Origin of the sequence: Burkholderia sp. FERM BP-3421 (genome assembly GCF_028657905.1) — a bacterium.
Lineage (GTDB): Bacteria > Pseudomonadota > Gammaproteobacteria > Burkholderiales > Burkholderiaceae > Burkholderia.
Window position 1 is genome coordinate 645,692 of sequence record NZ_CP117781.1, and the last position, 18,568, is coordinate 664,259.

General features: G+C 69.0%; 15 protein-coding genes. 6 read left to right on the forward strand and 9 right to left on the reverse strand.

Annotated elements, in window-relative coordinates; all coding sequences use genetic code 11:
* The first annotated feature begins 283 nt into the window (after nucleotides 1–283).
* Together Bsp3421_RS06015 and Bsp3421_RS06020 are read left to right on the forward strand one after the other, a co-directional pair.
* A complete protein-coding gene (locus tag Bsp3421_RS06015) occupies nucleotides 284–820 on the forward strand; it encodes a sigma-70 family RNA polymerase sigma factor (protein WP_273997426.1) in 537 nt (178 codons plus the stop codon).
* Entirely contained in the window at nucleotides 817–1,605 is a 789-nt protein-coding gene (locus tag Bsp3421_RS06020; protein ID WP_273997427.1) for an anti-sigma factor family protein, read from the forward strand. The genes Bsp3421_RS06015 and Bsp3421_RS06020 overlap by 4 nt, the downstream gene beginning before the upstream one ends.
* A gap of 131 nt (nucleotides 1,606–1,736) precedes the next feature.
* On the opposite strand, the gene Bsp3421_RS06025 is transcribed toward Bsp3421_RS06020, so the two are convergent.
* Both Bsp3421_RS06025 and Bsp3421_RS06030 read right to left on the reverse strand, forming a co-directional pair.
* The gene (locus Bsp3421_RS06025) at nucleotides 1,737–3,467 is read right to left on the reverse strand and encodes a S8/S53 family peptidase (RefSeq protein ID WP_273997428.1); all 1,731 of its coding nucleotides are present in this window, start codon (nucleotides 3,465–3,467) and stop codon (nucleotides 1,737–1,739) included.
* 225 nt (nucleotides 3,468–3,692) lie between these two features.
* Entirely contained in the window at nucleotides 3,693–4,481 is a 789-nt protein-coding gene (locus tag Bsp3421_RS06030; RefSeq protein ID WP_273997429.1) for an IclR family transcriptional regulator, read from the reverse strand.
* A 206-nt stretch (nucleotides 4,482–4,687) separates the two neighbouring features.
* On the opposite strand from Bsp3421_RS06030, the gene pcaF reads away from it, so the two are divergent.
* Nucleotides 4,688–5,890: a 3-oxoadipyl-CoA thiolase gene (pcaF, locus tag Bsp3421_RS06035; protein ID WP_273997430.1), complete on the forward strand. Its 1,203-nt coding sequence runs from the start codon at nucleotides 4,688–4,690 to the stop codon at nucleotides 5,888–5,890.
* A 164-nt stretch (nucleotides 5,891–6,054) separates the two neighbouring features.
* Here pcaF and Bsp3421_RS06040 read toward each other — a convergent pair whose 3' ends face one another.
* Nucleotides 6,055–6,603, reverse strand: coding sequence for a GNAT family N-acetyltransferase (locus Bsp3421_RS06040; RefSeq protein WP_273997431.1), 549 nt, complete (start codon nucleotides 6,601–6,603; stop codon nucleotides 6,055–6,057).
* A complete protein-coding gene (locus Bsp3421_RS06045) occupies nucleotides 6,600–7,445 on the reverse strand; it encodes a class I SAM-dependent methyltransferase (protein WP_273997432.1) in 846 nt (281 codons plus the stop codon). The genes Bsp3421_RS06040 and Bsp3421_RS06045 overlap by 4 nt, the downstream gene beginning before the upstream one ends.
* A 268-nt stretch (nucleotides 7,446–7,713) precedes the next feature.
* Here Bsp3421_RS06045 and Bsp3421_RS06050 point away from each other — a divergent pair, with 268 nt between their 5' ends.
* On the forward strand, nucleotides 7,714–9,258 hold the full coding sequence (locus Bsp3421_RS06050) for a methyl-accepting chemotaxis protein (protein ID WP_273997433.1): 1,545 nt from the start codon (nucleotides 7,714–7,716) through the stop codon (nucleotides 9,256–9,258).
* 42 nt (nucleotides 9,259–9,300) lie between these two features.
* Here the strand turns inward: Bsp3421_RS06050 and gabD are convergent, their stop codons facing one another.
* Both gabD and Bsp3421_RS06060 read right to left on the reverse strand, forming a co-directional pair.
* Nucleotides 9,301–10,761, reverse strand: coding sequence for an NADP-dependent succinate-semialdehyde dehydrogenase (gabD, locus tag Bsp3421_RS06055; protein WP_273997434.1), 1,461 nt, complete (start codon nucleotides 10,759–10,761; stop codon nucleotides 9,301–9,303).
* Between the two features lie 81 nt (nucleotides 10,762–10,842).
* On the reverse strand, nucleotides 10,843–12,126 hold the full coding sequence (locus Bsp3421_RS06060; RefSeq protein ID WP_273997435.1) for a 4-aminobutyrate--2-oxoglutarate transaminase: 1,284 nt from the start codon (nucleotides 12,124–12,126) through the stop codon (nucleotides 10,843–10,845).
* A 134-nt stretch (nucleotides 12,127–12,260) separates the two neighbouring features.
* Here Bsp3421_RS06060 and pdxR point away from each other — a divergent pair, with 134 nt between their 5' ends.
* Nucleotides 12,261–13,778: a MocR-like pyridoxine biosynthesis transcription factor PdxR gene (gene pdxR, locus Bsp3421_RS06065; RefSeq protein ID WP_273997437.1), complete on the forward strand. Its 1,518-nt coding sequence runs from the start codon at nucleotides 12,261–12,263 to the stop codon at nucleotides 13,776–13,778.
* A 109-nt stretch (nucleotides 13,779–13,887) separates the two neighbouring features.
* Here pdxR and Bsp3421_RS06070 read toward each other — a convergent pair whose 3' ends face one another.
* Genes Bsp3421_RS06070 through Bsp3421_RS06080 form a run of 3 tightly spaced genes read right to left on the reverse strand, consistent with a single transcriptional unit; the run spans nucleotide 13,888 to nucleotide 17,092 of the window.
* Complete coding sequence (locus Bsp3421_RS06070) at nucleotides 13,888–15,393, reverse strand: YfcC family protein (RefSeq protein WP_273997438.1); 1,506 nt, start codon at nucleotides 15,391–15,393, stop codon at nucleotides 13,888–13,890.
* Between the two features lie 29 nt (nucleotides 15,394–15,422).
* Complete coding sequence (locus Bsp3421_RS06075; RefSeq protein ID WP_273997439.1) at nucleotides 15,423–16,196, reverse strand: IclR family transcriptional regulator; 774 nt, start codon at nucleotides 16,194–16,196, stop codon at nucleotides 15,423–15,425.
* Complete coding sequence (locus Bsp3421_RS06080) at nucleotides 16,193–17,092, reverse strand: N-formylglutamate amidohydrolase (protein WP_273997440.1); 900 nt, start codon at nucleotides 17,090–17,092, stop codon at nucleotides 16,193–16,195. Before Bsp3421_RS06080 ends, Bsp3421_RS06075 begins: the two co-directional genes overlap by 4 nt.
* 348 nt (nucleotides 17,093–17,440) lie before the next feature.
* Here Bsp3421_RS06080 and Bsp3421_RS06085 point away from each other — a divergent pair, with 348 nt between their 5' ends.
* Nucleotides 17,441–18,544 (forward strand): porin, encoded by a 1,104-nt coding sequence (locus Bsp3421_RS06085; protein WP_273997441.1) that lies wholly within the window; start codon nucleotides 17,441–17,443, stop codon nucleotides 18,542–18,544.
* Nucleotides 18,545–18,568 lie beyond the last annotated feature (24 nt).

An 18,568-nucleotide genomic window follows, 5' to 3' on the forward strand; every position in this document is an offset into this window, starting at 1 on the left:
CCCTGTCAAACCGCTCCTCGGCCGAATTTATTCCCATCATTTTCATTGCGGCGCGCCCGTCGGAAGCGCATCGCGGGACCGGCGCTTCCAGGCCGGCCGTGATCCCCGCCGCGGTCGATTTCCTGTCCTCCTGCCGATTTCCCCATCAAGCGCGCCGCGCACGTCGCGACAGGCGAGGCGAATGCCCGGCCGGCCCAACGCGCGAGCGGGAATAAAACACGCAGCCCGGCGGTTATCCATACGTCAGGCACGGTCGACGATCGCGCAACTATCCGGGTCGAACATGAACGAACAGACTGCTGTCGGGCGCTTTGAAACCTTGGTGATGCCCCATATGAATTCCGCATACAGCGTGGCCAGATGGCTGACGCACAACGATCAGGACGCGCAGGACGTCGTCCAGGAGGCGTACGTCCGGGCGTTCCGGTTCATTGCCGGCTTTCAGGGCGGCGACGCCCGGCCCTGGCTGCTCGCCATCGTCCGCAACGTGTTCTACACGTGGTACCAGCAGAACAAGCGCCGTGAGGCCGATTCGCAGGCGTTCGAGGAAGACGAATACCTGCCGGAGTCGGACGACGACGGCAACGACAATCCCGAGGTGCTCATGATGCGCAATCAGGACCGTCAGCAGGTCATCGCGGCGCTCGGCATGCTCAGCCTCGAATACCGGGAGATCATCGTGCTTCGTGAGATCGAGGAACTGTCCTATAAGGAGATCGCCGCGATCGTCGGCATTCCGATGGGCACGGTCATGTCGCGTCTGGGACGCGGGCGTCAGCGGCTTGCCGCGATCCTGGCAAAAATGGGACAGGTGGCATGATGAACCACGAGAATACATTCGCGTTGCTCCCGGGATACGTCGACAACGAACTCACGCTCAGTGAGACGGTCGAGTTCGAGCGCCATCTGGCCGGGTGTGCCGAGTGTCGGCGCGCGCTCGAGGCACAGCGGCAGGTGGGCGTGCTCCTGAAGGCGTCCGACCTGCGGTTCGCCGCGCCCGAGGCATTGCGCGCGCGCATCGAGGCCGAACTGTGTCCGCGCCGGTCCCTTGCCCATCGTTTCGGGGCATGGCTGCGGGCGTGGAAGCAAAAGAGGCGATCGAACTGGATGCCGGTCGGGGCGCTCGCCGTCAGCGCGGCGGCGCTCGTGTGGAGCGGGACGCTTTACCTGGCCGCGCCGCCGGCCGACGTTCAACTGAGCCAGGAACTCGTCGACAGCCACGTGCGCTCGCTGCAACCCGATCGGCTGATCGACGTGATCTCCACGGATCGGCATACCGTGAAGCCCTGGTTCAACGGCAAGATCGATTTTGCTCCGCCGGTGCTCGACTTTGCGCAGGCGGGGTATCCGCTGATCGGCGGGCGTCTCGACTATGTCGACGGCCGGACCGTGGCGGTGATGGTCTATCGCTACAAGCTTCATCCCATCAACCTGTACGTGTGGCCGGGGCATGCGGCCGGAAAGAATCCCGCGATTCAGGAGCGGCAGGGCTACCACATCGCGCACTGGAGCGACGGGCGCATGAATTACTGGGTGGTGACGGATGCCGGCGCGGACGAGCTCGACGGGTTCATCAAGAACCTGAGGGCGCATACGGAATCGTAGCCGGGCGGCCGGCGCCGGCTTTCCACGGCAGCCCGTCGTCGAGGACCGGCGTGCCGGGATCGGACGCATGACGCCATCGGCGGCGCTGCGCCGATGGCTTGCCTGTCTCGGCATCGTCGCGCGGTCGGTCGCTACGCGTGCGCCGTCAGATACCCGCGCAACGCATCCGACATGTCGACTGCCTGGAGAAAGCGCGCGCGCAGGCCGGGCAGGTCGCCGGCGGCGGGCGGCCGGCCGCGGTCGTAGTCCTCCACGGCCTTGACGAGATCCGGATCGGTGCTGCGATAGAAGATCTGCAGCGCCTCCACCTCGTACATCTCCTCGACGCCCTGGCCCTCGATGCCCTTGCCCGGCGGCGGCAGGCCGAACAGCAGGCGCAGGAACGGGAACGAGACCTCGTCGGGATCGATGTGCTGCAGCTTGTTCTCGTCGCACAGCGTCTTGATCTCGGCCGCGAGCGCCTCGCTCATCATCGCGCAGGCGTCGAGCCTGCCCAGCCCGATCTCGCCGAAGTTCTTCCGCGCATCGGCCACCGACCGGCCGAGCGCCGCGCGACAGGCGGCGACCCTGCGCCAGTCGTCGGGAAACCGGCTGCCGTACCTGGCCAGCCACAACGCGCAGGCGGCCGCGATCTGCGGCGTGCTGGCCGAGGTGCCGCCGCCGTCGAGACCCCAGCCGTACTGCGTCTCGATGCGCATCCACGGCACGTTCGGCGTGTACGCGCCGACCGCCTTCGCCATGACCGCGTCGGGGCCCCAGCAGCCCTGCATCACGCCGAGCTGGTCGCGCTTGTACGGGCCGTCGTCATACGTCACGCCCGTCGCCGTGACCACGCGGTAGAACGCGGCCGGATAGACCGTGTAGTGCGTGGCGATGTCGGTGACCACGGCCCAGTAGCTGTCGCCCGCCGCCGCGACCACGACGACGCCCGCCTCGTACAGCGCATTGACCGCATACGCCCAGGACTTCAGCGGCAGGCCGCCCTGGCTCAGGCTGATCACGTCGCAGCGCCGGCCGTCGCCCGGGTCCAGCGCGTAGTCGAGGCCGCGCGCCATCGTGTTGCCGTACAGATAGACGACCGAGCCCAGCACGCCGGCGATCCTGACCGGGACGATCTCGGCCTCGGGCGCGCCGCCGATGAAGCCTTCGTAGACCTGCCCGTGCGGCGTCGCCTCGGTCTTGCCGTCCAGGCTGACCTTGTTGCCCGCGAGCAGGGCCAGCGTGGCCGTGCCGTGTCCCGCGTTCGGTCCGTCGTCCGGGTCCACCGTGTCTTGGTTGTCCTCGACGAAGTTGTAGCCGAGGTCGGGCCGCATGCATCGCGGCGCGGAATACTGCCCGGGCCACCAGCCGATGTCGAGGTGCGCGATGCGCACGCCGCCGCCCCGGGTGACGGCCCATGCCCGCGGGAAGCCCGCGCGCGACAGGTGCCAGCCCGGCGAGAACGCGGTGTCCGCGGCCGGCGGATAGGCGCTGTTGAGCGGCGCGGAGGGCGGAAAGGGCGGTGCGGTCGTGGGCGCGGCGTCGAGGGTCGGCGCATCGGGGGCGGTGCGCACGAAGTTGCGCCGGTGTGCGCTGTTCGGCTCCACGTAGACATCGAGCGCGGCCGCGCCGCGCGCGATCGAGGCGGCCTGGCGATGGGCGCGGTCCCAGGGATGGCGGTCCTCGACCTGGTCTGGTTGAAACACGAGCCAGTCGGTGAGGCTGGCGGACAACCGCGCACTGGCGTGCGTGAAGAGCGGCTCGACCGCGCCGGCGCCGAGGCCGGCGAGGATCTGCGTCTGCAGGGTGGGGGTTTGCCGCAAGGTTTGCGTATAGGAACGGGGCAAGCGGATCAGCAGCTTGGTTTCATTGGTATCGGGCATGGTGGTCTCCTCCGGCGCGGGGCCGGGTTGCCTTGATCGGTCGCTGACGACGATTCCGGATGCAACGGGAGCGTGTGATGCGGGATGCCTGAAGCGGCCGCCCATGCGCGCGAAGCCGCGCGCCGACGGGTGGCTTAATAAGGATTAGATGACCGAAGCGGAGATTGCAAGGGCAGCGGGACGGGCCGCGCGGGGCGGGCCTTGCGCCCGCTCCCGCCCGCGCGCTCAGCCGCGTCGCGCGACCATCTCCGAGACCGTTTGCGCGGCCTCCAGCAGCGGTTCGAGAAATCCCTTCACCATCTGCCTGGCCGAGTGTCGCTGCGCGTTGCCGCTGATGTTCATCGCGGCGATCACCTGGCCGCGCCGGTTGCGGATCGGCGCCGACAGCGAGATCAGCCCCGCCTCCAGTTCCTGGTCGACGATCGCCCAGCCCTGCCGGCGCACCAGCGCGATCGCTTCCTTGAGCGCGACGGGATCGGTCAGCGTGCGCGGCGTGTGCGCGTGCAGCGCGCTCCGCGCGAGCGTCGCGTCGAGTTCCGCGTCGTCGAGCGTGGCGAGCAGCACCCGGCCCATCGACGTGCAGTACGCGGGCAGCCGGCTGCCGATCGACAGATTGATCGCCATGATCTGGCGGGTCGGCATGCGCAGCACGTAGACGATCTCGGTGTGATCGAGCACCGCCGCCGAGCAGCTTTCGTGCACCTGCGCCGAAAGCTGCTCCATCACCGGCTCGGCGAGGTTCCAGAACGGCATCGAGGTGAGGTAGGCAAAGCCGAGATCGAGGATGCGCGGCGTGAGCCGGAACAGCCGGCCGTCGGCCTCGACGTAGCCGAGGGTCTGCAGCGTCAGCAGGATGCGGCGCGCCCCCGCGCGCGTGAGGCCCGTCGCGGCGGCGACTTCGGTCAGCGTCTGCTCGGGATGCTCGGCGTTGAACGCGCGGATCACCGAAAGGCCGCGCGCGAACGACTGCACGTAGGAGTCGCCGGGCTTCGCCTGAAGGTCTTCTGTAGTCATGGCCTGTTGAAATTTCGCGCAGCCGTGAAGATAGCGCAACGCACGGGGCGCGCCAACCCATCGCTCGTTTCCGCCGCTTGACGCGTGCCGGCGCGCTCCCTATGATCGGCAAATCGTTCGATAGTCGATCTTGTGTTCGAATATAGAACAAATTCGATGCGCGGGCCGGATACGGCGCGCGTCCGGTCCACTTTCCGGAGTTCTCCATGACCGATGCTTTCCTCTGTGATGCCATCCGCACGCCGATCGGCCGCTACGGCGGCGCGCTGTCCTCCGTCCGCGCGGACGATCTCGGCGCCGTGCCGCTGCGCGTGCTGGCCGAGCGCAACCGCGAGGTCGACTGGGCGGCGCTCGACGACGTGATCTTCGGCTGTGCCAACCAGGCGGGCGAGGACAATCGCAACGTCGCCCGGATGTCGCTGCTGCTGGCCGGCTGGCCGGTGGACGTGCCGGGCGCGACGGTCAACCGGCTGTGCGGGTCCGGGATGGACGCGATCGGCATCGCCGCGCGCGCGATCAAGGCGGGCGAGGCCGGGCTGATGGTGGCGGGCGGCGTCGAGAGCATGAGCCGCGCGCCGTTCGTGATGGGCAAGGCGACCAGCGCGTTCGCGCGCCAGGCCGAGATCCACGACACGACGATCGGCTGGCGCTTCGTCAATCCGCTGATGAAACAGCTGCACGGCGTCGATGCGATGCCGGAGACCGCCGAGAACGTCGCGGACGACTACCGCGTGAGCCGCGAGGATCAGGACCGCTTCGCGCTGCGCAGCCAGCAGAAGGCCGCGCGCGCGCAGCAGGACGGCACGCTCGCGCAGGAGATCGCCGCGGTCGCGATTCCGCAGAAGAAGGGCGAGCCGCTGGTGGTGGCGCGCGACGAGCATCCGCGCGAGACCTCGCTCGATGCGCTCGCGAAACTGAAGGGCGTGGTGCGGCCGGACGGCACGGTGACGGCGGGCAACGCGTCCGGCGTGAACGACGGCGCGGCCGCGCTGCTGCTCGCGAGCGAAGACGCCGCGCGGCGTCACGGGCTCACGCCGCGCGCGCGCGTGCTCGGCATCGCGACGGCGGGCGTCGCGCCGCGCGTGATGGGCATCGGCCCCGCGCCCGCGACGCAGAAGCTGCTCGCGCGGCTCGGCATGACGCTCGACCAGTTCGACGTGATCGAGCTGAACGAGGCCTTCGCGTCGCAGGGCCTGGCCGTGCTGCGGCTGCTCGGCGTCGCCGACGACGATCCGCGCGTCAACCCGAACGGCGGCGCGATCGCGCTCGGCCATCCGCTCGGCGCGTCGGGCGCGCGCCTCGTGACCACAGCGATGTACGAGCTGGCGCGCAAGCGCGGCCGCTACGCGCTGTGCACGATGTGCATCGGGGTCGGGCAGGGCATCGCGATCGCGATCGAGCGCGTCTAGCGCGTCTAGCGCGTTCAGCGCGTTCAGCGCGTTCAGCGCGTTCAGCGCGTTCAGCGCGTTCAGCGCGTTCAGCGCGTTCAGCGCGTTCAGCGCGTTCAGCGCGTTCAGCGCGTTCAGCGCGTTCAGCGCGTTCAGCGCGGGGGGCTTCGCCCCCCGCGCCTGCCTCAGGCCGTCGGGCCTTCGAGGTGGATGTCCTCGGGCTCCAGCGCGAACAGCGCGGGGTCGGGCGCGTCGCTGACCACGCAGCCCATCCGCAGGTAGAAATCGATCGTGCGTTGCGACGGCGTCGCCGACACGTACAGCCGCGCGGCGCCCATCCGGCGCGCCTGCGCCTGCGCGGCGCGATACAGCCGTTCGCCGAGCCCGTGGCCGCGCCAGTCGTGGCTCACGTGCAGGAACGCCAGTTGCAGCATGTCGCCGCGCGCGCCCAGCGGGCGGCTGTCGACGAGTGTCGCGGCCACGAGCCGCGCGCCGTCGAACAGGCCGAGGCCCCAGCCGCCGCGATCGAGGCAGTCGACGAGGAGCGGCGTGTAGTGCTCGGCCTCGCCATCGGGCCAGCCGCGCACGTCGTAGAACTCGGGCGCGAGCCGCAGCGCGCCTTCGCGCAGCGCGTACATGTGCTCGATGATCTCGCTGCGATCGATGGTCCACACGAGCGGGATGTCGTCGCGGGCGAGCGGCCGCTCGACGAGCCGGGCGTGAGCGCGCGTCATGGCCGGTGCGCGGCGATGCCGTACATCAGCGGCAGGCTCGGCATGCGCGCGGGCGGCGCCATCCGCCGGCCTTCCAGTTCGCGCATGCCCTCGAAGCCTTTCCAGCCGTTCGCATACGGATACTCGTTCAGGCAGTCGACCACGAGCCCCGCCGCCGTGAGCGCGTTCACCACCTCGCCGAGCCCCCACATGAATTCGTAGCTCGGGTGCGGATTCACGAAATCCTCGATGCCCGGGTGAGAGGCGTGGAGCCCGATGCCCGATTCGGCGACGTAGTCGCCCACCCCGTTCGGTTCATGGTTCGGCTCGCGCTGGAAATAGTCGTAGTGCGCGCGCCACTGCGCATCGAAGTACAGCGCGAACGGATGAAACTCGACGATCGCGAAGCGGCCGCCCGGCGCGAGCAGGCCCGCGACGCCGCGCGCCCAGGCGCGCAGGTCGGACAGCCAGCAGAGCGCGCCGTACGACGCGAACACCCGCTCGTAGCGCTCGCCGCGCGCGGCCGCCTCGGGCATCCAGGCGAGCACGTCCGCGCGCTCGAAGCGCGCGGGCAGCCCGCTGTCGGCCGACAGGCGGCGCGCGAAATCGATCGCCGTGTCGGAGATGTCGACGCCCGTCACCTGCGCGCCGAGCCGGACGAGGCTCAACGAATCCTGCCCCGCGTTGCATTGCAGATGCAGCAGTCGCGTGCCGGCCAGTTCCCCGAGCAATTCGCGCTCCTCGGGGAACAGGGTGGAGCCGCCCGCACGGAAGAACGCCGCCTGATCGCCCTTGTGACTGTTGTGCGCGACCGTCGCCGCATTCCACGATAGCCGGTTGGATTCATGAAATGTCGAAAGCATGGATTTTTCGATTAAAACGAAAAGAAGAAATCGTTTGCGTCGCCATTTGAAATCAATATTGCGCCAGACGCAAGCGGGACAAGCATTTGATCGACATCACAATAACCGGGAAAGAGAAGTTTTTTTGTCATGAAAGGGTAATGTTTTGGGTTCGCCGGCCGTCAGTAAAGAGGGATGCCCGGTTTAAAACGATGGCTTTTTGGAATTCGACAAAGGTAGGGGCATCCACGCGACAAGCGGGCAACAGACCCGCCTTTTGGAGCCAATAATGCGCAATAACCAACCCGTTACCCAACAGGAATACGATTTTCCCGACGAGCTGACGCTGATGTCGACGACCGACACCGACAGCATCGTCACCTACGCGAACACCGCGTTCGCGCAGGTCAGCGGCTTCTCGACCGAGGAACTGGTCGGCCAGCCGCACAACGTGGTGCGTCATCCGGACATGCCGCGCGAGGCGTTCGCCGACATGTGGGCGACGCTGAAGGGCGGCGAGCCGTGGACCGCGCTCGTCAAGAACCGCCGCAAGAGCGGCGACCACTACTGGGTGCGCGCGAACGCGATCCCGGTGATGCGCGACGGCCGGCCGGAAGGCTATATGTCGGTGCGCACCAAGGCGTCGCGCGACGAGATCGCCGCCGCCGAGGCGCTGTACAAGGCATTCCGCACCGGCAAGACCGGCTGGCGCGCGTTTCACAAGGGGCTGGTTGTCCGCACCGGGCTGCTGCGCTGCCTGTCGTGGTCGCGCACGGCGCCGGTGCGCGCGCGGCTGCACGCGCCGTTCGTCGCGCTGGTGCCGGTCGTGACCGGCGCGGCGTGGACGCTCGGGCTTTCCGACGCGCCACTGGCGGCATTGGCCGGCGTCACGGCCGGCACGGCCGGGCTCGCGGCCTGGTGGCTCGACGCGCAGATCGCCCAGCCGCTGCGCGCGGTGCGCGACCAGGCGCTGCGGGTCGCGTCCGGCGAAAGCCGCGACGCGGTGCGGATGGACCGCGTCGACGAGATCGGCATGACGCTGCGCACGATCAGCCAGCTGGGCCTGATGTTCCGCTGGCTCGTCGACGACGTGAGCGAACAGGTCCACAACGTGCAGCGCGCGAGCAACGAGATCGCGCAGGGCAACAACGACCTGAGCGCGCGCACCGAGCAGGCGGCGACGAGCGTGCAGCAGACCGCGGCGTCGATGGCGCAGATGACGGCCACGGTCGAGAGCAATGCGGATACCGCGGTGCAGGCGGACCAACTGTCGCGCTCGGCGAGCGGCGCGGCGGAACGCGGCGGGCAGGCGGTGCACGAGGTGGTGAGCACGATGAACGACATCAGCGAAAGCTCGCGGCGCATCTCGGACATCATCGGCGTGATCGACGGCATCGCGTTCCAGACCAACATCCTGGCCTTGAACGCGGCGGTCGAGGCGGCGCGCGCGGGCGAGCAGGGGCGCGGCTTCGCGGTGGTCGCGGGCGAGGTGCGCGCGCTCGCGCAGCGCAGCGCGAACGCGGCGAAGGAGATCAAGTCGCTGATCAGCACGAGCGTCGACCGGGTCACGTCGGGCGCGCGGCTCGTCGACGACGCGGGGCGCACGATGGACGACATCGTCAACCAGGTCAAGCGCGTGTCGGACCTGATCGCCGAGATCAGCACCGCGACGGCGGAGCAGAGCAAGGGGGTGTCGCAGGTCGATCAGGCGGTGGTGCATCTCGATTCGATCACGCAGCAGAATGCGGCGCTCGTGGAGCAAAGCGCGGCGGCGTCGGACAACCTGCGGCAGCAGGCGACGCGGCTCGTGGAGGCGGTGGGGGTGTTCCGCTGAGGCGGGAGGCCGCGCGCGCCGGACGCGCGCGGCCGGCGGGCGTTACAGCCCCATGCACAGGTACTTGATCACCACGTAGTCGTCGATGCCGTAATGCGAGCCTTCGCGGCCCAGGCCCGACTGCTTGACGCCGCCGAACGGCGCGACCTCGTTCGAGATCAGGCCGGTGTTGATGCCGACCATGCCGTATTCGAGCGCCTCCGCGACGCGCCATACGCGGCCGATGTCGCGGCTGTAGAAGTACGCGGCGAGCCCGAACTCGGTGTCGTTCGCGTAGCTGATCACTTCGTCGTCCGACGCGAAGCGGAACAGCGGCGCGAGCGGGCCGAAGGTCTCGTCCTTCGCGACCTTCATCGCGGGCGTGACGCCGGCGAGCACGGTCGGCTCGAAGAAGCCGTGGCCGAGCGCGTGACGCTTGCCGCCCGTCAGCACGCGCGCGCCTTTCGCGAGCGCATCCTCGATGTGCGACTCCACCTTCAGCACGGCCGCCTCGTTGATCAGCGGCCCCTGCGTGACGCCGGCCTCGGTGCCGCGCCCGACCTTGAGCTTCTCGACCGCCGCGCGCAGCTTGTCCGCGAACGCGTCGTACACCTTGTCGTGCACGTAGAAACGGTTCGTGCACACGCAGGTCTGCCCGCTGTTGCGGTACTTCGACGCGATCGCGCCCTCGACCGCCGCATCGAGATCCGCGTCGTCGAACACGATGAACGGCGCATTGCCGCCGAGTTCCAGCGAGACCTTCTTCACGGTCGGCGCGCATTGCGCCATCAGCAGGCGGCCGATCGGCGTCGAGCCGGTGAACGACAGCTTGCGCACGATCGGATTGGCGGTCAGCTCGCCGCCGATCGCCTTCGGATCGCCGGTGATCACGCTGAACACGCCGGCGGGCACGCCCGCGCGCTCCGCGAGCACCGCGAGCGCGAGCGCCGAGAACGGCGTGGCTTCCGCCGGCTTGACGACGATCGGACAGCCGGCCGCGAGCGCCGGGCCGACCTTGCGCGTGATCATCGCGGCGGGGAAGTTCCACGGCGTGATCGCGGCGCACACCCCGACCGGCTCCTTGGTCACGACGATCCGCTTGTCGCCCGCGGGCGTCGGGATCGTGTCGCCGTACACGCGCTTGCCTTCCTCGGCGAACCATTCGAGGAACGACGCCGCGTACAGGATCTCGCCCTTCGCTTCGGCGAGCGGCTTGCCCTGCTCGGTGGTCAGCAGCAGCGCGAGGTCGTCGGCATGCGCGAGCATCAGGTCATGCCACTTGCGCAGCACGGCCGCGCGCTCCTTCGCGGTGCGCTTGCGCCACGCGGGCCAGGCGGCGTTCGCGGCGTCGATCGCGCGCCGCGTGTCGGCCGCGCCCAGCGCGGGCACGGCGCCGATGCGCTCGCCCGTCGCCGGATTGCGCACGTCGAACGTCTCGCCGCTCGCGGCGGACTGCCATTCGCCCGCGATGTACGCCTGCTGGCGGAACAGCGCGGGATCCTTCAGTGCAACGTCGATGCTCATGATGTAGGTTCCGATAGACAGAAACGACGATCGCCGCCGTCCGGGCGGAGGCGGCGATCCGGGGTGCGACGCGTTCGGCGCTCAGGCAGGCACGCCGACCGCTTCCTTCAAGACCTCGGCGAGGATGCCGAGCGCTTCGTCGAACACCGCGTCCGGCACCGTGAGCGGGTACAGGAAGCGGATCACGTTCGCATGCACGCCGCACACGAGCAGCAGCAGGCCGCGTTCGAGCGCGCGCGCCTGCACGCGCTTGGTGAACTCGGCGTCCGGCGTCTGCGTGCCGGCCTTGAAGAACTCGACGGCGACCATCGAGCCCGGGCCGCGCACGTCGGCGATCTGCGGCACCTCGGCCTGCAGCGCGACGAGGCGCGCCTTGAGGGCGTCGCCGAGCGCGACCGCGCGCTCGATCAGCCGCTCCTCGTCGATGATGTCGAGCACCGCATGCGCGGCGGCGACCGCGAGCGGGTTGCCCGCGTAGGTGCCGCCGAGGCCGCCCGGCGCGGCGGCGTCCATCACGTCCGCGCGGCCGACCACGCCCGACAGCGGCATGCCGCCCGCGAGGCTCTTGGCCATCGTCATCAGGTCCGGCGCGACGTCGTAGTGCTGCATCGCGAACAGCTTGCCGGTGCGCGCGAAGCCCGTCTGCACTTCGTCGGCGATCAGCAGGATGCCGTGCTCGTCGCACAGCTTGCGCAGCGCGCGCACGAAATCGGCCGGCGCCGCGTAGAAGCCGCCTTCGCCCTGCACCGGTTCGAAGATGATCGCGGCGACCCGCTTCGGATCGATGTCGGCCTTGAACAGCATGTCGATCGCGCGCAGCGCGTCGGCGGTCGTCACGCCGTGCAGCGGATTCGGGAACGGTGCGTGGAACACCTCGCCCGGGAACGGGCCGAAGCCGAGCTTGTACGGCGCGACCTTGCCCGTCAGCGCCATGCCCATCATCGTGCGGCCGTGGAAGCCGCCCGAGAAGGCGATCACGCCGGGACGGCCGGTGGCGGCGCGGGCGATCTTCACCGCGTTTTCCACGGCTTCCGCGCCGGTCGTGAAGAACGCGGTCTTTTTCGCGAAGCTGCCCGGCGCGCGCGTGTTGATCTTCTCGGCCAGCTCGACGTACGACGCGTACGGCACGATCTGGTACGCGGTGTGCGTGAAGTGTTCGAGCTGGGCCGCGATCGCCTTCACGATCCTCGGGTGCCGGTGGCCGGTGTTCATCACCGCGATGCCGGCCGCGAAGTCGATGACGCGACGCCCCTCGACGTCCCACAGTTCGGCGTTCTCGGCACGCGCCGCGTAGAAATCGCACATCACGCCGACCCCGCGCGGGGTGGCGGCGTTCTTGCGGGCGTGCAGATCGGCATTGTTCACGGTCATCTCCTTCCAGTCGGATTCGTGTCGGTATTCAAGGACGGCGGACGCGTCGACGCGTCCATGAGGTGACTATAATCAGATTTGGCTCCGAAAATCAGAGCCATTTCGCAAAATATCTAGGAGCCAATTCGATGCGGTCGAGCGTGTTGTCCGACTGGCTGGCGCAGCGCCTCGTGCGCGGCGGCGGCGCGCAGCCGATCTACCGGCAGCTGCACCGGCTGTTGCAGCAGGCGATCCTGAGCCGCGAGCTGCCGGCCGGGGCGCGCTTTCCGTCGTCGCGGCTGCTGGCCGCGGAGCTGGGCATCGCGCGCAACACGGTCACGCAGGTCTATGAACAGCTCGCGCTCGAAGGCTATGTGACCTCGGCCACCGGGCGCGGCACCTTCGTCGCGGACAGCGCGCCGGACGAGATCGTCGGCGCGGGCGAGGCGGCCGCCGCGCGCGCGCCGGACGCGTCGCGCGCGGCGGCGGCGCGGCCGTTGTCGGCGCGCGGCGCGCACCTGCTGGAGGCGGCGGGGGTGTCGAAGCGGCAGGGCGGCGCGTTCATGCCGGGCGTGCCGGACGTGTCGCGCTTTCCGGCGCGGGTCTGGACCCGCCTGCACAACAAGTATTGGCGGCGGCTGCGCCCGGACCTGCTGACCTACGCGCCGGGCGGCGGCCTCGCGCTGCTGCGCGAGACGCTGGCCGACTACCTGCGGACCGCGCGCTCGGTGCGCTGCACGCCCGAGCAGATCGTCATCACGACCGGCATCCATCAGTCGGTGGACCTGGCGGTCCGGCTCCTGACCGACCCGGGCGACGTGATCTGGACCGAGGATCCGTGCTACTGGGGCGTGCGCAGCGTGCTGAACGTGTCGGGGCTGACCACGCGGCCGATTCCGGTCGACGACGAGGGCATCGCGCCGTCGGCCGCCGATCTCGCCGAACCGCCGAAGCTGATGCTCGTCACGCCGTCGCACCAGTATCCGCTCGGCATGGTGATGAGCCTCGCGCGGCGGCGCATGCTGCTCGAATACGCGCGCCAGCACGGCTGCTGGATCATCGAGGACGACTACGACAGCGAATTCCGCTACGGCAGCCGGCCGCTCGCGTCGCTGCAGGGTCTCGATACGGCCGGGCAGGTGATCTACGTCGGCAGCTTCGGCAAGACCCTGTTCCCGGGGCTGCGGGTCGGCTACCTGGTCGCGCCGGAACCGCTCGCGGAAAGCTTCGCGACCGCGAGCGCCGAGCTGTATCGCGAAGGACAGCTGCTGCAGCAGGCCGTGCTCGCCGAATTCATCGCGGAAGGGCACTTCGTGTCGCATATCCGCAAGATGCGCACGCTGTACGGGCAACGCCGCGAGGTGCTGCTCGACGCGGTCGCGCGCCGCTACGGCGATACGCTGCATGCGCTCGGCAGCGACGCGGGGTTGCATCTCGTCACGCAATTGCCGGGCGGCGTCGACGATCGCGCGGTCGCGCGGGCCGCGCTCGAACGCAATATCGTCGCGCGCCCCTTGTCCGGCTATTACGCGGACCGCGCCCGCGCGTCGTCGGGGCTGTTGCTCGGCTATGCGTGCGTGCCGGAGAACGAGATCGAGACGGCGTTCGCGACGCTGGCCGAGGCGATCGACGAACAGGCGTTCGGTGTCGCGAGCGCGGCGGGATGAGCGGCGCATCGACTTCGCGCGGCGCGTTGCGCGGCAAGCCGCCCGCGGCGAAGGCGGCGCCGCGCTTCGCCGCGCGGCGCGCCTGCGCGTTCGACCGCGCCTGCGGACCTCAATACCCGATCCACACCGCGAACGTCAGCACGACGCACGACAGCGCGAGCAGGATCGTGAACAGCGGCAGCACGAAACGGAGCCACGCGCCGAAGTCGACGCGCGCGGTCGCGAGATAGGCGAGCAGCATGCCGGACGTCGGCGTGACGAGGTTCGTCAGCCCGCCGCCGAGCACGAAGGCGAGCACCGAGGTCTGGCCGCTCACGCCGGAGAGCTGGGCGATCGGCCCGATGATCGGCATGCTGACCGCGGCCTTGCCCGACACCGACGGAATGAACACGTCGAGCATCATCTGCACGGCCATCAATCCGTTCGCGACCCATACCGGCGACTGGCCGTCCGCGAGCCGCGTGAAGAAGTGGATCAGCGTGTCGAGCACGAGGCTGTTCTGCAGCAGCAGCTCGACCGATGCGGCGAGGCCCATCAGCAGCGCGGCGAGCATCATGTTCTTCATCCCGTCGACGAACGCGTCGGCCGCGCTGCGCGAATCGAGCCGGCCGATGACGGCCGTCGCGATGCTGACCGCCGCATAGAACGCCGCGAGTTCGACGTTGCCCCACCTCAGTTCGCGCGTCCCGAAGATCAGCATCGCGACCGCCGCGGCGAACACGAGCAGCGTCGCCTTGTGACGCAGCGACAGCTTCGCGGCCGCGTGCACGGCGGCGCCCGGCGCTATTTGCCCGACCTGGTAGCCGGTGCGGCGCACGTGGCGCAGCAGGTACAGGATGCCGATCGTCAGGAATACGACGAAGACGACCGCGCGCAGCGCGACGCCGCTGAACAGCGGCACGCCGACGAGCGGCTGCGCGACGGCGAGCGCGAGCGGATTCGTGACCGAGGCGATGTAGCCGATCTTCGCGGCGAGCGCGACGAGCGCGACCGCGAACAGGTCGGACAGCCCGAGCCGCCGCGCGATCACGACGACCATCGGAATGATCACGAGGTATTCGGAGATGAAGCCGAGCAGCGTGCTGCCGAGCCCGATCAGGATCATCAGCAGCGGCGTCAGCAGGTACGCGTTGTTGCCGGTGAGCTGCAGCAGCCGGTCGATGCCCGCGTCGACGACGCCCGTGCGGCGCATCACGCCGAACATCCCGCCGACGAACATCACCATCACGATCAGCGGCGCGTTCTTCAGCAGCCCTTCCGGCACCGCGACGAACGCCGAGACGAGGCTCGCCGGCAGTGCGTGCGCGGGCGTGCTGTGGCTGACGGCCGGCGCGACGAGCGTCGCGAGCGCGGTCGTCTTCGGCACCACGTGATAGGTGCCCGGCACGACGAGCCGGCCGTTGCGCTCGAAGTGGCCGGCGTCGACGATCCACGTGAGCGCGATCGCGGCGGCCAGCACCCACAGCATCATCACGACCGGGTGCAGCATCTTGCCGTGCGGATGCGGCGCGCGGCCGGCGCTCGCCGCCGGGTCGCCGGCCGCCGGATCGCCGGCCGTGCGTGCGGTGGTGTCGATGTGGCGTGCGTCGGCCGGATTCGGGGAAGAGGCGGGCATCGGATCCTCGTCGATGAAGTAGCGGGCCGTCAGGCCGGTTGCAGCGCGGCGCGCGCCGGGACGTAGCCGAGTTCGGCGGAAATGGCGAGGCTGCACGCCTGCAGGCGTTCGAGATAGTCGGGAATGTCGGCGTGGCTCACGCGCACCTCGGGGCCCGTCACGCTGACCGAGGCGACCGCTCCGCCCGTCAGGTCGCGCACCGGCACCGCGATCCCGACCGCGCCGGGCGTCACCTCGCCGCTGCTCACCGCGTAGCCCTTGCGCGCGACCGCGTCGAGTTCGCCGGCGAACGTCGGCAGGTCGTCGGCCCGCCCGTTCCTGCGCAGCTGCGCGAGATATTCGTCGCGCACCGCGTCGGGCGCGAACGCGAGCAGCACCTTGCCCGATGCGCCGAAACTGATCGGGCGGCGGTTGCCGACCGCGCCGACGGTGCGCACCGCGTGCGTCGTTTCGCAACGCGCGACGCACACCGATTCGAGCCCTTCGCGCACGCGCAGCACGATGGTCTCGTTGATCGCCTGGTTGAGGGCGAGCATGTGCCGGTGCGCGGCGCGCACGAGCGCGTTCTGCTGCGACGCGGCCACGCCGATCACGAATGCCTGCGGGCCGAGCGCGTAGGTGGACGTGTGCGCGTCCTGCACGACGAAGCGATGCAGTTCGAGCGTGCACAGCATCCGGTAGGTGCGCGACTTGTTGATGCCGAGCTGCGACGCCAGCTCGGTCACGCCGAGGTTCGGGTGCTCGGCGACGTAGCTCAGCAGCTTCAACGCGCTGTCGACGGCGTCGACGATGTAGGTTGTCATGGGGTGTCTCCCGGCGAGGCGAGGCGTGCGCGCACGTAATCGGCGAGCGCATCGAGGTAGGCGTCGACCGAGCGCTTCAGCGCGTCGAAGCCCGCGTGCTTCGCGAACGCGGCCTCGTCCATGTACAGCGCGCGGTTGAATTCGATCTGGATGCTGTGGCGCTGCCGCGCCGGATCGGCGAGCGCGGTCAGCAGGTCGCCGCCCTGGTACGGGTCGTTGATCTGCACGCGGTAGCCGGCGTCGGCGAACCACTGCGCGGTCCAGGCGGTGAAGGCCGGGTCGGCGGTCGCGCCGCGCCGGTCGCTGACGACGACATCCGGCCGCAGCGCGCCCGCGTCGACGTTCATCGCGTTGCCGCGCGATTTCATCGAGTGGCAATCGATGTGCCACAGCGCGCGATGCGCGGCATGCAGCGGCTCGGCGATGCCGGCGAGCGCCCGGCGGTACGGCCGGTAGTACGCGTCGATCCGGCGGCGCACGTCGGCGAGCGACAGCTTGCGGTCGTACAGCGGCACGCCGGGCAGCGCGTCGCGCCGGATCAGCCCCATGCCGCGCTGCGTGTACGGCTGCGGGGAAAGCGGCTCGGGCCACGGCTCGGCGAGCAGCGTGGCGTCGATGTCGGTTTCCGCGCGGTTCGGATCGATGTAGGCGCGCGGGAACGTCGCGCCGAGCAGCGTGCCGCCGCGCGCGGCGGCGCCGCTCCACAGTTCGTCGACGTACGCATCCCACGTCGTGCGGATCGCATCGTCCGGCGCGACGGGGCGGAAGTCGGGCGGATACGCGATGCCGCTGTGCGGCGAATCGACGACGATCGGCAGGGCGGGCGCGGTCGGCTGCGCGACGAAATACGCGGGCGATTCGCCGGCGTGCGTGTTGTTGCAATTAAACGTCAGCATGGAGATCAGGTTCTTTACCTAGTTTCTTGGAGCGTCTCGTCCGTTTGTTTTAATGAATAAAACAGCGTATCAATATTTCACAACGGCAGAAAATCGCGGTCAAGGGCTTTTTACGGCGGCGCGGCGATGCGTGATGATCGGGCTGTAATGGCTGTCGTTATTGGACTTGTTTCATTCTTCGAAACGCTTTCAGAACCAGATCGGTGCGACTCCCGTAGGCGATTTTTGGCATGGCTTGACGCATCAAATCGCCAGATTGAACAATAAATAAGACGATGTTTTATTAAATAAAACACGTTGTGAGCGAAATAAATCGCTCCCCATATTCAATCTAATAAGGGGTCGGAGATGAAACGGAAAGGCATGGCGATCGTGTTGGCCGGTATGGCGGGCGCGACGGGGGCGACCTGCGCGCAGGCGCAGTCGAGCGTGACGCTGTATGGCGTCGTCGATTCGGGGATCACGTATACGAACAACCAGAACGGGCATGCCGCATGGCAGGCGACGGGCGGCAACGAGCAGGGTACGCGCTGGGGGCTGGTCGGCAAGGAGGATCTCGGCGGCGGAACGCGCGCGGTGTTCCGGCTCGAGAACGGCTTCAACATCGAGACCGGCGCAGCGAGCCAGGGCGGCCGGCTGTTCGGGCGCCGCGCCTACGTGGGGCTGGACAACGACCGCTGGGGCACGCTGACGATGGGCCGCCAGTACAACGCGGCGCAGGAAGTGCTGGAGCCGCTGCAGATCGGCGCGAGCACCGCGCTCACGCAGTACGCGCTGCATCCGTTCGACACCGACGACCTCAACAACACGTTCCGCACCAACAACTCGGTGCAGTACCAGACGCCCACCTGGTACGGCCTGCGCGCGATCGGCCTGTACGGCTTCTCGAACTCGACCGCGTTCGCCCAGAACCGCGTGTGGAGCCTGGGCGCGAGCTACGGGAACGGGCCGCTGCAACTCGGCGCGGCCTACGTGCGCGTCGATCATCCGGCGCTCGACACGACCGGCGCGGTGGCGTCCGACAACTACTACACGTTCATCAAGGGCGTGGCGCGCCAGCAGATCTGGGGCGCGGGCGGCACCTACGCATGGGGGCCCGCGACGTTCGGGCTGCTCTACACGAGTTCGTTGTTCAACCTGCAGACGGGCGGCGCGGTGCGCTTCAACAACTACGAGGGCAGCGTGCGCTATCTGATGACGCCCGCGTTGCAGTTCGCGCTCGGCGAGACCTACACGCAGGTGCTCGCGTCGCAGGGGCCGAAGCCCAGCTCGCACTACCTGCAGACGAGCGTCGGCGCGCAGTACTTCCTGTCGAAGCGCACCGATGTCTACGTGAATGCCTTCTACCAGCGCGCGTCGTCGAACGCGGTGGCCGCGATCGAAGGGATCTCGAACCCGTCGAGCACGCGTACGCAGATCGTCGCGGTGACGGGCATCCGCCACAAGTTCTGACCGGCGGGCCGCGGGCGCGCGTCG

Excerpts from the sequence above, each read along its gene's own strand:
- Bsp3421_RS06015 (WP_273997426.1), top strand. The coding sequence starts at position 284 with ATGAACGAACAGACTGCTGTCGGGCGCTTTGAAACCTTGGTGATGCCC.
- Bsp3421_RS06020 (WP_273997427.1), top strand. The coding sequence starts at position 817 with ATGATGAACCACGAGAATACATTCGCGTTGCTCCCGGGATACGTCGAC.
- Bsp3421_RS06025 (WP_273997428.1), bottom strand. The coding sequence starts at position 3,467 with ATGCCCGATACCAATGAAACCAAGCTGCTGATCCGCTTGCCCCGTTCC.
- Bsp3421_RS06030 (WP_273997429.1), bottom strand. The coding sequence starts at position 4,481 with ATGACTACAGAAGACCTTCAGGCGAAGCCCGGCGACTCCTACGTGCAG.
- pcaF (WP_273997430.1), top strand. The coding sequence starts at position 4,688 with ATGACCGATGCTTTCCTCTGTGATGCCATCCGCACGCCGATCGGCCGC.
- Bsp3421_RS06040 (WP_273997431.1), bottom strand. The coding sequence starts at position 6,603 with ATGACGCGCGCTCACGCCCGGCTCGTCGAGCGGCCGCTCGCCCGCGAC.
- Bsp3421_RS06045 (WP_273997432.1), bottom strand. The coding sequence starts at position 7,445 with ATGCTTTCGACATTTCATGAATCCAACCGGCTATCGTGGAATGCGGCG.
- Bsp3421_RS06050 (WP_273997433.1), top strand. The coding sequence starts at position 7,714 with ATGCGCAATAACCAACCCGTTACCCAACAGGAATACGATTTTCCCGAC.
- gabD (WP_273997434.1), bottom strand. The coding sequence starts at position 10,761 with ATGAGCATCGACGTTGCACTGAAGGATCCCGCGCTGTTCCGCCAGCAG.
- pdxR (WP_273997437.1), top strand. The coding sequence starts at position 12,261 with ATGCGGTCGAGCGTGTTGTCCGACTGGCTGGCGCAGCGCCTCGTGCGC.
- Bsp3421_RS06070 (WP_273997438.1), bottom strand. The coding sequence starts at position 15,393 with ATGCCCGCCTCTTCCCCGAATCCGGCCGACGCACGCCACATCGACACC.
- Bsp3421_RS06075 (WP_273997439.1), bottom strand. The coding sequence starts at position 16,196 with ATGACAACCTACATCGTCGACGCCGTCGACAGCGCGTTGAAGCTGCTG.
- Bsp3421_RS06080 (WP_273997440.1), bottom strand. The coding sequence starts at position 17,092 with ATGCTGACGTTTAATTGCAACAACACGCACGCCGGCGAATCGCCCGCG.
- Bsp3421_RS06085 (WP_273997441.1), top strand. The coding sequence starts at position 17,441 with ATGAAACGGAAAGGCATGGCGATCGTGTTGGCCGGTATGGCGGGCGCG.